Consider the following 14998-nt stretch of genomic DNA (forward strand, 5'->3'; position numbering starts at 1 on the left):
AATGTTGTATAATTACTTATTCGACACTAGAAAAAAGTTGTATATATTCATTTTTTCAGCGATAATACTAAAAATGGTAACATGAGTTTGAACTATCATTTAGTAGTGGAAGTAGGGATTTAATAGCTTCCACCTTTAACTTAAAGCAAGAAAGGGATGAGTGAAAATTGACGAAGTTGAATGAAACTTACAATGATAATAAAAAAAGAGCGAATGATTACGTCCATGAAGTCTATGAATTGATCAAGAAAAGAAATCCAGATGAAAAAGAGTTCTTACAAGCAACTAGAGAAATTTTCGATTCGCTTCGACCTGTCTTTTCCAAGCATCCCGATTATATAACAAATGGCATTTTAGAGCGTATTACGGAACCGGAACGCATCATCATTTTTCGGGTTGCATGGGAAGATGATCAAGGTAAAGTACATGTAAATCGTGGTTTTCGTGTCCAGTTCAATAGTGATCTCGGACCGTATAAAGGCGGTATCCGATTCCATCCTTCTGTAAACAGCAGCATTATGAAGTTTCTCGCATTTGAACAGATATTTAAAAATGCGTTAACAGGCCAGCCAATTGGTGCGGGTAAAGGTGGTTCTGACTTTGATCCGAAGGGGAAATCAGACCGTGAAATTATGCGTTTCACTCAAAGCTTCATCACGGAGTTGAGCAGATATATCGGTCCTGATACCGACGTTCCAGCAGGTGATATTGGAGTAGGTAAGAGAGAAATAGGTTATATGTTTGGTCAGTATAATCGCTTGAAAGGCGGTTATGAAGCAGGCGTGTTTACTGGGAAAGATCCAAAACATGGTGGTAGCCTTGGTCGCAAAGAGGCGACAGGGTATGGAACAGTCTACTTTGTTGAAGAGATGTTAAAAGAAGCAGGTTTAAGTTTTGAAGGTAAAAAAGTTGTTGTTTCAGGGTCGGGTAACGTTTCCACTTATGCAATTGAAAAAGCAATGCAGTTAGGCGCTACTGTACTGGCTTGTAGTGATTCAGACGGTTATATTTATGATGAAAATGGAATCGACCTAGATACAATCAAGCGTTTGAAAGAGGTTGAGAACAAACGAATTTCGGAATACGTCAAAGAACATCCGGAAGCAAAGTATTTTGAGGACTGTTCTGCAATCTGGTCAATTCCATGTGACATTGCACTTCCTTGTGCGACGCAAAATGAAATTGATGAGATAGCTGCCCGTATACTGATTGCGAATGGTGTAATTGCAGTCGGAGAAGGTGCGAATATGCCTTGTACGTTGGAAGCGATGGCAGTTTTCCACGAGCATAAAACTTTATTCGGTCCAGCAAAAGCTGCGAATGCAGGTGGTGTTGCGGTATCAGCGATGGAAATGTCCCAAAATAGTATGCGTCTTTCTTGGACAGTTGAAGAGGTTGATGAAAGACTTCAGACGGTCATGAAAAATATCTATACGAGCTGTTTGGATGCGGCAGAAGCATATGGACATCCCGGTAACCTCGTAGTCGGAGCGAATATTGCAGGATTTTTAAAAGTAGCAGATGCAATGGTAGCCCATGGTCTTAGTTAAGCTTATGACAGTCCCATAAAAAGAGTACACAAGCTGAAAATTGTGTACTCTTTTTTATTTCGGAAAAATTTCAACAAAACTATTGTGTAAAATTGAAAATATGTTATTATAAAAATACAAAGTGTTGCATAAACATACAACTAGATGAATGAATGGAAGGGGATTTTAATTATGAGTAAGAAAAAAGTAGTTTTAGCATATTCAGGTGGACTAGATACATCTGTGGCAGTACAGTGGCTAACAGAACAAGGATATGATGTAGTTGCAGTTTGTCTTGATGTCGGAGAAGGAAAAGACTTGGACTTCATCCAGGCGAAAGCGTTGCAGGTTGGAGCTGTAAATAGTTATGTCATTGATGCGAAAGAGGAATTCGCACAGGAGTATGCGTTGCTCTCACTCCAAGCTCAAACTTATTATGAAAACAAATATCCACTTGTATCGGCACTATCACGTCCGCTTATTTCGAAAAAACTTGTTGAAGTGGCTCATAAAGAAAATGCTACTGCAGTTGCACACGGCTGTACTGGAAAAGGGAATGACCAAGTACGTTTCGAAGTGGCAATTAAAGCATTGGATCCATCATTGGAAGTTATTGCCCCTGTCCGTGAGTGGAGTTGGTCGCGTGAAGAAGAAATTGCTTACGCAAAAGAGAAGAATATCCCGATTCCAATCGATTTAGAAAGCCCATATTCTGTCGATCAAAACTTATGGGGACGTGCTAATGAGTGTGGAATTTTGGAAGATCCTTGGGCAGCACCACCTGAAGATGCATTCGGTCTTACAGTTTCAATTGAAAATGCACCAGATACGTCAGATGTTATTGAAATTGATTTTGTAAAAGGTGTGCCTGTCAGTATTGACGGTCAGCAATATCCACTCAGTGAACTGATTCTAAAACTAAATGATATTGGTGGAAAGCACGGAGTAGGAAGAATTGACCATGTAGAAAACCGTCTTGTTGGGATCAAATCACGTGAAGTGTATGAATGTCCAGGAGCAATTATATTGTTGAAATCACATAAGGAATTAGAAGATCTGACACTTGTTAAAGAGTTGGCTCATTTCAAACCAATTATTTCACAAAAGTTGAGTGAATTAATTTATAATGGCTTGTGGTTCTCACCACTGAGAGATGCATTAGAAGCGTTCATCAAAGAAACACAGCAATACGTTAATGGAACAGTGCGTGTGAAGTTGTTCAAGGGGCATGCGATTGTAGAAGGCAGAAAGTCAGCTAATTCACTTTATGACATGAATCTTGCAACGTATACGTCTGATGACTCCTTTGATCAATCTGCAGCGGTTGGGTTCATCAAGCTTTGGGGATTACCTACAGAAGTTCACAGCATGGTAAACAAGAAGCAAACAGTGAAAAATTAAGCACTATCCATTCACGTCTGTTGATTAACCAAAGTAACCAGTGTGTAACATGATCACCTACTGGAAGCTATGTGTATAGTTGACTTTGAGTTACTTTGGATAGAATGACTTCTATATGATTACCGAGATGTCTGAATATGTAGGGATGTGACTTTGTCGCATCCCTACATATTTTTTCGGTGATCGTATGGTGGTCCTTCATCCGTCGCGCTTCAAATGCATTAATACACAGAGTGCTGAAACTTTCTATATATGTTGAATTAAAGAATCCCATTGAATCTGCCGTGGCACTCAATAATAAGAGAGGTGTTATTCGGGGTGTGGATTGTAGAACGCTTGGCGCTTTGGGGATGCCTCTGGCTGTATGCCTGGATTAGCGCTTCGCATCCAGTCTTACAGCTTCGGCGACCCCTTTGCCGCGCCTGCGCTAGGTTGTTCATTATCGAGAGAAATGTGATTTTGAGATGTATATGTCGAGATTGTAAGGTGATTACTAGTTGATACTATATAAATGAATCCCATTGAACCGCTACAGCGCTAGCGGATGCCTCCCGAGCAGCTTCGCCGCAAGTCTTATGGCTTCGGCTACCCCTGTTAAGGCGCCTTCGCTCAGTATATATACCGGATTCAACATATATAATTATATTCAAGAAAGACGCAATCTAGGTTGCAGATTTCATCACAGATAATGAAATGCTCTTTCTCACATAGACCATCTAGCGAAGGCGCAACTTCGTGGTAGCCGGAGCGATAAGACTGAAAGCGGTCTTCTTTCTGGCTTATCGCGGGAGGCATCCACAAAGCGTCCAAGCGGTATTGGCGGGAAATCTAATTAGTTCTAAGTATTGGGACTTTTTCAGTGGCCTCCTAAAAACCTTTGTAAAGCGCATACGCCTCACGGTAAATATGTCGTGATAATTTCGCCGAAAGCGGATCGGAAATGATCCAGTGAAAATGGATTTTTCCAGGCCCTACTCACCAGTATTTTATGCAAACAAATGGTTAATGACAGACGTGCTATCCATTCAAAGAACCATCTACTTTTTAAAGGTAGATGGTTCTTTGAGCTGTATGATTCTTTGGGTGTAGAGAGGGGACTAGTCGGATATCATCAATTGCTCTGAAAAGGTGAATTCTTCCAACTTATTTTTGAGTAAAGACATAGACTGTGATAGTATGAAAAAATGTGAATATGAAAAAACTTCAACTTTAGCAAAACATTTCTAGTTCACGATTCGGATTTAGGAGGAGAATAGTATGGAAGAGAAAGCTGTGAAGAAAAAGTCACCCAAGTTATTAATGATTATGTTATTAACTGGATTGGTCATTGTAGGCGGTAGCGTGTCGGCATTTTTCTTGGTGAATAAGTCACCTAAAGTACAATATTTTTTAGCAGAAGCAGAAACGTTTAAACAAATGGGAACTATTTTGGAAGACCGTTATAAGAACGAACTAAGATGGTTGGAAGTTCAAGAGGAAAAGCCAGTTGAAACGAACTTTGATCTTTCCGGCGAATGGAATGATCCGTCTGTTGACCATGAAATGCAGGAAGTACAAAGCATTGTCAATAGTGCTAAAATATCTAGTAAACAAGTCTATGATCCGGTCAAAAAAGAACTCGAAGTGGATCTTAGGGGAGAACTAGGCAGTGTTAACATGGACTTCGGTTCGGTTTTTGTGACAACTGAGAAACTAGTGGCTTCATTTCCATTCATGGATGAACTAATTCGCTTCGACGATAAGGATTTCGGGAAGTTAATGAGAGAAACGGATCCAGATTATGAAGGAAATGAAAATCTTGGTCTATCCCAATTATTCGAAGGTGGATTTTCGATGACGGAAGAATCACGTACATATGTCGAAAACGAATATATCACGTATCTCATTAAAGAGATTCCTGAAGAGGCATTTACGAGCGCAAAAGAAGAACTTACAGTGTTTGATGAAAAAATAAAAACTAAAAAAACCAAGATGGATCTTACAGAACAACAAGTTAAAACGTTATTAAAAGATTTATTGAAAAAAGCGAAATCAGATGAAAAACTTAAAGCTATACTGAAAGAGCAATTGACACTTACTTCATTTGCTGGGGATACTTCCGACAATGAACTTGCAACTATAATGGATGATTTTGAAAATGGGCTTGATGAAGCGATTGAAGGTGTGGACGCTATTAAACTTCCTAACGGACTGCAATCGACAATCTGGCACCATTCAAACAAAATTGTGAAACGTGAATTCGCAATGGGTGTTGGAGAAGATAAGACGGATGTCGATACGTTAATGATTAATGGAACTCAATTGCTAGATAAAACAAGTCAAAAGTGGGATTTCACAATGGGGGTAGAAGATTCCTTCGGTGATGAAAACTTTGTGAAAATTATTGGTGATTTAAGTTGGAAAGATCAGAAGGCAACTGATTCCATAACATTTTCGATGGATGATATGAAGTTCATCTATAAAGGAAAAGAACAACTGGAAGATAAGAAACGTACATTTACTCGTTCGTTTGGCTTTACAGATGGAAATGTCGATCCAGCCGTTATCTGGAAAGGGAGTGCTACACACGAAAGCGATTCTATGAAAGCGAATCATGAATTTACTTTCAGTGAAGAAACAATGGGCGCTGATATGTTCAATCTCATTTTAAAGCAACAAGGAAAAGTTGTGAAAAAAGTAGATATGCCAGTAGAAACAGAGGGCACAGTGAATATTGGTAAAATGAATAAGGATGAATTTGATGCATTCACTGAAGAAATCACGGTGAAAGTCCAAGAATGGATGTTCGGATTTATGGAGGATTTACAAGGTGAAATAGGCGAGTTTTAAGAATGGAAGTGACCATTATGCTATCCATGAGAAGAATACTATTTTTCATGCGCCAATATAATAAACAGTTGAAGAAGAAGTGGGCAACACTTCTTCTTCTTTTTCTATTTCCAATTATTTTGATAGGCTCACTGTTGCTCCTGGTGGCTGGTTTACTGCTGCCTGAAGAAGATTCACCAATCCGGGTGGCTTTGGTTGATGAAGACAGAACGCAGGAAACGATACTGTTTAGTGGGCTACTGGAAGAAACAGCCTCGGATAATCAGTTCATCCAAATCATATCAATAACGAAAGAAAATGCTGTGAAACTTATGGAGCAAAACCAAATCAGTTCCTATTTTACATTTCCGAGCGGATTTACGGAGGATTTGTATGAAGGTCAATCCGTGACGGTTCCTATTGTTGGAAACCCATCGCGTCCAACAGATAGTTTTCTTGTGAAAGAGTTAGTGGAAAGTATGATGCGTTACATCTCTGTAGCTCAGTCGACTATTCTTACCGTCAATGAGTACGCAAAAAAAACGGATATGCCCAAAGAAGAACGACAAGAAATGATGTTTCAACAGTTTATGGATTTCAGTTTGTACACACTTGGAAAAGATAAGCTACTTGATGAAGAAATGATTACAAATGTGGCGACGTCATCACCAACGCACTATTACATATTGTCCGGCTGGTTTATAACTATGTCAGTCTGGCTTTTCGCCATCTATACTATTTTAGGGAAAGAAGAGCATTCCTCGATGCTAATTCGGATGAAACTGTTCGGTGTAACTACGTGGCAACCTATCCTCGCAAGAATTCTGGTCTCTTTAGGATATAGCCTTGTCGTTGCGGCAGTAGCCTTTTTCATTATCGGTGAGTTTGTTGGATTTGAACTTTTCTTTATTGATTATTTCCGGTTTGGTTTATTTACTATTCTTAATGCTTTATTGTTTTTAGTTGGCATAGCGCTAATTGATGTCTGGATTTCATCTCGAAAAGTCATTCTTTTATTACAAAGTTTCTATACGTTCGTACTAATTTTCACAAGTGGTGCAGTTATACCGACGCTCTACTTTCCGCAAGTGATACAAGGTGTTTTACCGTATATCTTTTCATACGTTAGCTTGAATTGGATGATTGATATTGTATTGGAAGGGCGAAACTATGCGAACTTCATAACACTAACTGTCATTGCTACTATCGGACTACTCCTTCTTTGGCTATCAACAGTCGGAAAAGAGAGGTGGATTCGATGAAAAATGTTGTGTTTATCCGCTTGATGCGTTTGAAGAAGGACTGGAAAAGTCTTTTATGCTGGATGCTTCTGCCAATCGTTATGACAGTGCTAATTATGCAAGGTGTTGTGACTTGGCAAGAGGAGACTAGAGTGCCGATAGCTCTTGTCGTTGAGGAACAGACTGAAATGGCAGCGCGTCTAGTTGACGATATCGCGAGTACGGAGCTTCTCCATATCCAGTTCATATCCCTAGATGAAGCACTACATAAACTCGAACAGCATGAGTTGGATAGTGTGTTCGTTATTCGCAAGGGGTATGAAGATCATATACTGGCAAACCGGCGAAATCAGCTTATCGAGGCATACTCTTCCAATCGGTCTTTTGCTTATCGAGCTGTCGTCGAAACGATTACGTCCTATGCTCAACAAGATGCAGCCCGTTCAAAAGCAGCTTTCGTTATCAAACAATTATTCTCTGATTATGGTATGGAAGATGAATGGAGTTACGAAGAAGTTATTGAGAGTAGTCGCGAAAGGGAAAAAAGTGAAGCACTGCTCCGATCGAGTTTTTCTTATTATGATAAGGAAAATACCGCTGAAGAACAAACGTTACCGCTACTGAAAGCATGGGGTGTTTGGGCATTCTTCGCAATCATCACGACATTCTTCCTATTCGACTGGATGCTAAAAGAAAATCGACCATCGATGCGTCAGCGCTGGTTATTCACTGAAATCTCTTTTAAAAAGTATGCATGTTTATCATTGCTGTTTTTTACAGTTATCATTTTCCTCATGGATCTTGTCACGGCGTTCATCTTCTCATCATTATTCCAGGAAGCATGGACAATTCGAGTTCTGATTTCACTATTTACTTTCCGGCTGACGATAAATTTGCTGGCGTTTCTACTCGCAAGCGTCTACAAGCAATTGTTTATGTACTATATAAGTGGCTTGGGGATTGCGTTGTTGCTGATTGTAGTCGGTGGGTCAATCATACCGATGGATGGGCTAAAGGGGAAGTGGCCGTGGATTGAAGAACTTAGTCCGGTCCAATCGTTACTGGATGGGACGATACCTCTGACATGGCTTTTCGTTATGATTGCTTTGCTCACTGTTTGGATTCATAGAGGAGGGAAGGCAAATGCTTAACGTGACGGGACTACAGAAAAAGTACAAGGAAAAGACCGTTTTAGAAAATGTGTCTTTTCAAATGAAGCCTGGAGAAATTGTTGGTCTCGTTGGGGAAAATGGTGCAGGAAAATCAACCTTGCTTCAACTATTGGCGACAGTTATTCAGCCGACTCAAGGCGATATTCAATTGGATGAACTTTCTTATATGACTGATGTAAAGGGCATCAGGCGCTTAATCGGTTATGTCCCTCAAGATATATCGGTTTGGGAGGAACTCACAGTAGAGGAAAATATGCTTTTTTTTGAACAGCTGTCGTGGAAAAAACGTACAAAAGAGGAATGCCGGCAACTTTGTTTGGATATGCAATTGACGCATTGGAAGGAGGGAGTTCAATCGTTATCGGGCGGTATGAAAAGGAAATTGAACCTAGCAATCAGCCTGCTCCATGATCCGACTTTCTTGTTGTTAGATGAACCTACAGTTGGTATCGATCTGAAATCCAAAAAGGAGATAGGTTCATATTTGCATAGGTTGGCGAAAAATGAAGGGAAAATGATTATGTACACTTCTCATGATATGGACGAAATTACTACCGTTTGCGACCGAGTTTATGCAATCGGAAAAGATCCGTTTTATATGAATTTATTGATGGAGAATAAAATTTTCGTAGAACAGTTGAAATGAGTGATTGTAATGAAAAAATCAAAGAAAATAGCTATAGCTTGTGCAATTGCACTTACTATTTTTAGTCTGTTTTTATGGTGGCTAACGGGCAAATGGATGGATGAGGGATTAGAACCTGCAGCAGATGGCACGAATGACTATGTAATCGTACTCGGTGCTAGAGTGAAAAAAGATTCTCTGTCGCTATCATTACAGTATCGTTTGGATGCTACGCTACAGTACGCTAATGAGTATCCACATGTGACGATAATCTTATCAGGCGGGCAAGGTCCGGATGAGCCTATTAGCGAAGCGGAAGCGATGAGACGGTTTCTAACGGAGAATGGCATCGCCGAGGAACGGCTTATTTTAGAAGCGGCGTCTACTTCCACTTATGAAAACATTTTATTCTCGAAAAAGTTGTTGCCGTCTGAAATTAGTTCGATCACAATCATCACAAGTGATTATCACCTGGCGAGAGCACGGAAAATTGCGGCTAGCCTTGGACTCGAGTCAGATGGAGTGTCGGCTAAAACGCCGAAAGTAGTGGCAGCAAAATTGACTGTGAGAGAACGTATCGCCCTTGTGAAAACGTATATTGTAGGGAAATAAGAAAAGCGCAAGGCGCCGTTTAGACGCGACAGGCATAAGTCGATCCAGTTACGTGGCGCTCTTTGCCACGTAACTGGATTGCTTATGACCAGAGCGGCTGGCGCCTGGAGTCTAGACACAAAGAAAAGCGCAAGGCGCCTGGTGAAAAACTTATAATTTCTTAACTTATAAACGGGCAACCGCCATTTTTAATGATGGTTGATAAGAATTCGCTTTTCGTGGGAATAAATAGTACTACATGCTGAAAAAAGTGTTTTCAATGCTAAACGACGGTATCTAATTACAGTGAAGGAAAACTAGTATTCTATGTCGAATTAGTCAAGAATAGTACTGGTTGGCACGGTTAAATGCGAAGGTGGTGTGACAAGGAGTTATACCGAGGTAGGGTGTTCGCAAAAACATAAAATAGGAGGAAGGTTATGGTGAAATCGAAGTTCAAATTTCGAATGCTTTTTGTAATTGCACTTATGATCCAAATGATTGTTGTACCGTACCGTTTTGCAGCAGCTGAAATAGATACAAGTGCTCCTTCTTGGATGCTGCCAATCGATTATCTTGCTATAGGTGATTCATTGGCAGCAGGTGTCACTCCTAACAATGAATTAGGGAAGGGCTATGCAGATTTCTTAGCGGTGTCAATGATGGAGATAGGGGCTTTGAAAACATATAACAAAGGATTCTCGTATCCAGGCTATAAAACAACAGACGTTTTAAATGATATTAAACTGAACGTCACAAAGGATATCCAAGGCATTGGCTTTGAAGAGAAGACAGCTAAACTTCAACAATCCATCAAAGATGCAGAAGTTATCACAATTAGCGCCGGTGCAAATGATATTTTACCGCATTTCAAACAAGATCCGACGACAGGTAAGGCCATTATTGATCAGAAAATGGCGCTGACGACGCTTCAGCAAGTAGGTACAAACTACAAATCGATTATGGCTCAAATCAATGAAATCAATCCTGATGCGCAAGTGTATGTCATGGGTTACTATAATCCGTTTCCTTATATGTCGGAAGACCTGCAACCATTGCTCAAACAATTACTAGATATGTTGAATAAAGCCATTACAACAGGCCTAGTGGGGACGCAAGCAATCTTCGTGCCTACTGGTGACGTAATCGCGTCAGACTACAAGACCTACCTTCCAAATCCGGAAAATATCCACTTAAGTGAAGCAGGCTATAAAAAAGTGACTGAGCAATTTTGGGCGAACATGCTACCAGCTAATACATGGATCACAGGAGGTAGCCTCGTCGCCGATGCGCCGGGTCCAAACTCGGTGAAATTAAACTGGCAACCAGCTAGTGATAATGTAGCCGTAACGAGTTATGAAATATACAGTGGTGAAGAAAAACTAGCAACTGTAGCTGGAGACATTACGACATATAAAGTAGAAAATCTTACTGCAAATACAACGTATGTTTTTTCAGTAATGGCAGTAGATCAAGCTGGAAACAAAAGTGTTCATAATCCAATAATCAGTGTAACGGTTGCAGATTCATCGACACCAACACCAATATTATTCTCGGATATCGCCAATCATGGCTTGAAGAATTATATTGAACATGCAGCCGTAGCTGGAATCATTGGTGGCTACCCGGACGGGACATTCAAACCTGATCAAAACTTAACACGTGTGCAAGCTGCTACAATAATTGTACGCGCATTAGGTTTGAAAACGGATGAAGTAGCCCCATTTGGTGATATTGGTAATTATGCAGATAAGACCAAAGCTGACATCAATGCCGCTTATAAATATGGAATTATTAAAGGGAATAAAGGAAACTTTAATCCAACTGATTTAGTAACACGCGCACAATTGGCTTTAATGATTGAACGTGCATATGGAAGCGTAACAGGAAAGGCATATAAGGCCTCTACTAAAGCACCTTATTCCGATTTCGGAAACTATAATGCGGAAGTAGTAAATGCCATTTCAATGCTTCATGAATTAGATGTTGCAACTGGATTCGAAGGAAAATTCATGCCGAGCAGCTCAACTACACGTGCACAAGCTGCAAAAATGGTTGTTAATTTTATCTCTATATTTAAACAAGCGGAGTAATAGTGTGTAAAAACGGTCCAGTCCGTCTCTAGTTAGTAGAGGCGTACTGGACCGTTTGATTAAAAGAAAAGTCATGTCTGTTGATTAACCATTAATTCGCATAAAAAACTGGTGAAAAGGGCTTGAAAACTTCATTTTCACTGGACCATTTCTGGTCCGCTTTCGGCTAAATATTCATGACAGGTTTACTGAGGGGGGGCCTAGTGTGGTTAGAAGCGACTCCGTCACTTCTAGCCACACTCTTTTCAGTAATCCTGTTGTGAATAATTGCCTGTCGCGTTCCTACACTATTCAAGTGAAAAATGCAGCTGCTTTGAAAGAAATGAATAGATGACTTTCTACAGAGATTGTAAGTGCCCGAAGATACAATTTCGGGCACTCTAGTACTTTGTACAATGTGTTTCTTGCTTACTTTTAGCAAAGAGTATGTATGTAATCATGTGATACCTTATAGAAAGTGACACTTCTTTAAAATAAAAAAGAAAAACCATAGAGAAAGCATCAGCCGCCAAAATTGCATCTTTGGCGGCTTTTCTCTAGTGAAAAAGCCAGCTATTCTTTCGTCCAAAAAAACTTCAGCACTACGTGTAGTTACACATCCAGACATCTCGAAAATGGTATAGAAGTCGTTCAATCCAAAGCAATCAAAATATAACTATATGCACAGCACCCAGTGTGTGATCAAGTTATTTACAGCTTGTTTTTGGTTAATCAACAGGCGTGAAGAAAAGTATAAGTTATTCAACATGGAATAGTGCCTAGGCACTTGCGCTTTTCTTAATTCACATCATATTACTAATTGCGTGAAAAGTAGGTTTTTCATTATCGAATGTAGTGATATACTTGAATCCAATCGACTGCAACAATTGCAGTGATTCACTGAATTGGAATGCAATGTCTTCAGGTTTATGTGCATCGGAACCAAGTGTGATGATTTCGCCTCCGCATTGTTTATATAGTTTCAAAATATCATCACTTGGCATGCCGTTTGCCAGTCCGTAGCGGACACCAGAAGTATTCAATTCAATTCCTTTACCTTCTGGAATAATAACGTTGAAAATAGCCGTCAATTCAGTATGGAAAGGGTTATCACACGATTTTTTTGTGTACCTCTTCACGAGGTCAACATGACCGAGGATATTAAATTGTTTATAGTTTTTTACACAATATAATAACTCTGCGTAATAAATACCATACGCTTCTTCTATGGTTTTATGCTCGAAAAATTCTCCGTAGTGTAATCCTTTTTTCTCAACGGTATGCATGGAGCAAATGACGAAATCGAATACTTCTTTAGCCATAAGCTCGTCGTATTTGTCCAGTATATGTGGTTGTACACCGATTTCAACGCCTTTTTTTATACGAATACGCCCTTCATATTTCTTCTGCATTTCTATCAATTTGCTTGCGTACTCCTTTTTATCAAAGTCGAAAACGATTGTATCATCGGGATATTCATAGTCGATATGTTCTGTAAAACAAATTTCAGTCAATCCTTTTTGAATCGCTCCCTTAATCATATCTTCCATTGGAACTGGGCAGTCTGCTGAGAACGAACTGTGCATGTGATAATCGAACATTAATAATCATTCCTCCTGTTGACATTTCGTTGGTATACCTTTATAGTACTAAATAACTTTAGTCTAGTAAAGTAGTGAAGTAAGGGGTGTTGGAAATGGTTAGAAACGAAGTGTATCCTGAACGAATGTTAAGTGATAGTGAAAAGTTTGAAAGAATCATTAAGACGATCAATAAGCGCTTTACCACATATGGCTATAAACGCATTAAAACATCGGCTTTTGAACAATATGATTTATATTCAAAAGTAAAAAGCTCAATCAACCAAAATGAAATGATTAAAGTAATCGATCATACAGGGCAAGTATTAGTATTACGACCCGATGTCACGATTCCAATCACAAGAGAACTGGTACAAAATTTCCCGGACCTTTCAAGTGAACTTAGATATTTTTATGTACAAGAGGTGTTCCGTCAGCCATTTGATAAAAATGACAGTATCGAACGCACACAAGCAGGCATTGAATATTTTTGCGATAGTTCACCTGAAGCGGATGCAGAAGTAATTGCACTAGCGTGTCACTTAATGAAAGATTTAGGATTTAATGATATTAAAATAGAATTAGGGCACGCTGGATTTTTCAATGAGCTTGTCCAGAATTTACCACTTACTTCACTTCAAATTGATCAATTGAAGTCATTGATACAAGCGAAAAACGTTGTAGAAATTGGACCTTTTCTTCAGAACCTAAACATTGACGATGATGTGAGAGAAGTAATCGAACGGATCCCGTTTTTATACGGTAACCCAGTTGATGTGAGTGAACGGACAACAGGGATCGCCTTAACGGAAAAAATGCAGGACACGCTCGATTACTTAATGGATGTTTACAGTATATTGAAAATGTACGGATTAGAACAGTATATTGTCATGGATTTGGGATTGATTAATCATATGGGTTATTATTCAGGGGTTATTTTCCAAGGATATGTCGAAAGATTTGGGAAACCTGTTTTAATGGGCGGGCGCTACGATGAGTTAGGAAACGAGTTTGGTGCTAGACTTCCAGCGATTGGGTTTGCATGTGAAATTGAATCGTTAGTTAAAGCGACAGATAGCAGGGAAGTTACATCCCGCTTTCCAATCGATGTAAAAATAACATATGCAGATAGCCAATTGGAACAAGCCATTGCCATCTCCAATGAATTACGGGAACGAAATTATAGTGTGCTGTCATTTTCGGAGCATAAGGAACAGGCAGATCCACGACAGAGTGTTTACTCGATACGTTTGGAGAAAGAAAATAATTCATTTCTATATAAAGATAAAGTTACACCATTTCCGGACTTAAAGGCTTTGCTGGAATTACTCGTAGGGGGATTGAATTGAAATGACACATCTTACAATCGCCATGGCGAAGGGACGTACTGCTGATAAAGCGTTAGCGTTTTTTGAAAAAGCAGGCATTCGTTTTTCAGAATATCATGATAAAAGCAGGAAGCTTGTTATCTATGATGATGAAAATAAAGTGAAACTCATTTTCGTGAAAGCAGTTGATGTTCCAACCTATGTCGAAAAAGGAGCAGCAGATATCGGAATTGTTGGTAAAGATACGATTATGGAAGATCCAGTTGATGTCTATGAACTGTTGGATCTTGGAATTGGAAAATGTCAGCTGGTTGTTGCCGGATTTCCGGATAAACAATTTCCGAGTAGTACGTTGCTGACAGTTGCTTCAAAGTATCCAGCAGTGACAAAAGCCTATTTTGACAGCAAAGGCATTCGTATTGAGACCATCAAGTTGAATGGCTCTATCGAACTGGCTCCGCTTATTGGTATGGCAGATGTCATCGTTGATATTGTTGAATCGGGCAAGACACTAAAAGAAAATGGATTAGTCGTCTTGGAGGAAATTGCAGATGTCAGTGCACGATTGATTGTTAATAAAGCAAGTTATGCGACAAGAACCAGTCAAATCCAGCAAGTCATTTCGGACTTAAAAGCTGCATTGGAGTGATA

11 protein-coding genes are annotated in these 14998 nt (G+C 39.6%); 10 read left to right on the top strand and 1 reads right to left on the bottom strand.

Annotation, left to right across the window (positions count from 1 at the left end; genetic code table 11):
* Nucleotides 1–167 precede the first annotated feature (167 nt).
* The 8 genes from gdhA (at nucleotide 168) to ACGLYD_RS03605 (ending at nucleotide 11460) form a co-directional block, all read left to right on the top strand.
* Complete coding sequence (gene gdhA, locus ACGLYD_RS03570; RefSeq protein WP_067207053.1) at nucleotides 168–1550, top strand: NADP-specific glutamate dehydrogenase; 1383 nt, start codon at nucleotides 168–170, stop codon at nucleotides 1548–1550.
* 168 nt (nucleotides 1551–1718) lie between these two features.
* Nucleotides 1719–2930, top strand: a complete 1212-nt coding sequence (locus ACGLYD_RS03575) for an argininosuccinate synthase (protein WP_156476149.1) — start codon at nucleotides 1719–1721, stop codon at nucleotides 2928–2930.
* Between the two features lie 1257 nt (nucleotides 2931–4187).
* Nucleotides 4188–5759 (top strand): hypothetical protein, encoded by a 1572-nt coding sequence (locus ACGLYD_RS03580; RefSeq protein ID WP_399631402.1) that lies wholly within the window; start codon nucleotides 4188–4190, stop codon nucleotides 5757–5759.
* A gap of 2 nt (nucleotides 5760–5761) precedes the next feature.
* Entirely contained in the window at nucleotides 5762–7000 is a 1239-nt protein-coding gene (locus ACGLYD_RS03585; protein WP_342537811.1) for an ABC transporter permease, read from the top strand.
* Nucleotides 6997–8130 (top strand): ABC transporter permease, encoded by a 1134-nt coding sequence (locus ACGLYD_RS03590; protein WP_340741711.1) that lies wholly within the window; start codon nucleotides 6997–6999, stop codon nucleotides 8128–8130. The genes ACGLYD_RS03585 and ACGLYD_RS03590 overlap by 4 nt, the downstream gene beginning before the upstream one ends.
* On the top strand, nucleotides 8123–8797 hold the full coding sequence (locus tag ACGLYD_RS03595; protein WP_187047143.1) for an ABC transporter ATP-binding protein: 675 nt from the start codon (nucleotides 8123–8125) through the stop codon (nucleotides 8795–8797). Before ACGLYD_RS03590 ends, ACGLYD_RS03595 begins: the two co-directional genes overlap by 8 nt.
* 9 nt (nucleotides 8798–8806) lie before the next feature.
* Nucleotides 8807–9388 carry a YdcF family protein gene (locus tag ACGLYD_RS03600; protein ID WP_187047144.1) on the top strand — a complete coding sequence of 194 codons (582 nt, stop codon included), beginning with the start codon at nucleotides 8807–8809 and terminating at the stop codon, nucleotides 9386–9388.
* A 419-nt stretch (nucleotides 9389–9807) separates the two neighbouring features.
* Entirely contained in the window at nucleotides 9808–11460 is a 1653-nt protein-coding gene (locus tag ACGLYD_RS03605; protein WP_342537812.1) for an S-layer homology domain-containing protein, read from the top strand.
* Nucleotides 11461–12242: 782 nt separating this feature from the next.
* On the opposite strand, the gene ACGLYD_RS03610 is transcribed toward ACGLYD_RS03605, so the two are convergent.
* Nucleotides 12243–13040: a histidinol-phosphatase HisJ family protein gene (locus ACGLYD_RS03610; RefSeq protein WP_399631406.1), complete on the bottom strand. Its 798-nt coding sequence runs from the start codon at nucleotides 13038–13040 to the stop codon at nucleotides 12243–12245.
* 95 nt (nucleotides 13041–13135) lie between these two features.
* Between ACGLYD_RS03610 and hisZ the strand changes: the two genes are divergently transcribed.
* Both hisZ and hisG read left to right on the top strand, forming a co-directional pair.
* Nucleotides 13136–14368 carry an ATP phosphoribosyltransferase regulatory subunit gene (gene hisZ / locus ACGLYD_RS03615; RefSeq protein ID WP_067207074.1) on the top strand — a complete coding sequence of 411 codons (1233 nt, stop codon included), beginning with the start codon at nucleotides 13136–13138 and terminating at the stop codon, nucleotides 14366–14368.
* Nucleotide 14369: 1 nt separating this feature from the next.
* Nucleotides 14370–14996: an ATP phosphoribosyltransferase gene (gene hisG / locus ACGLYD_RS03620; RefSeq protein WP_067207076.1), complete on the top strand. Its 627-nt coding sequence runs from the start codon at nucleotides 14370–14372 to the stop codon at nucleotides 14994–14996.
* Nucleotides 14997–14998 lie beyond the last annotated feature (2 nt).

The sequence above is a fragment of the Sporosarcina sp. SG10008 genome, assembly GCF_044569405.1.
Taxonomy (GTDB): Bacteria; Bacillota; Bacilli; order Bacillales_A; family Planococcaceae; genus Sporosarcina; species Sporosarcina psychrophila.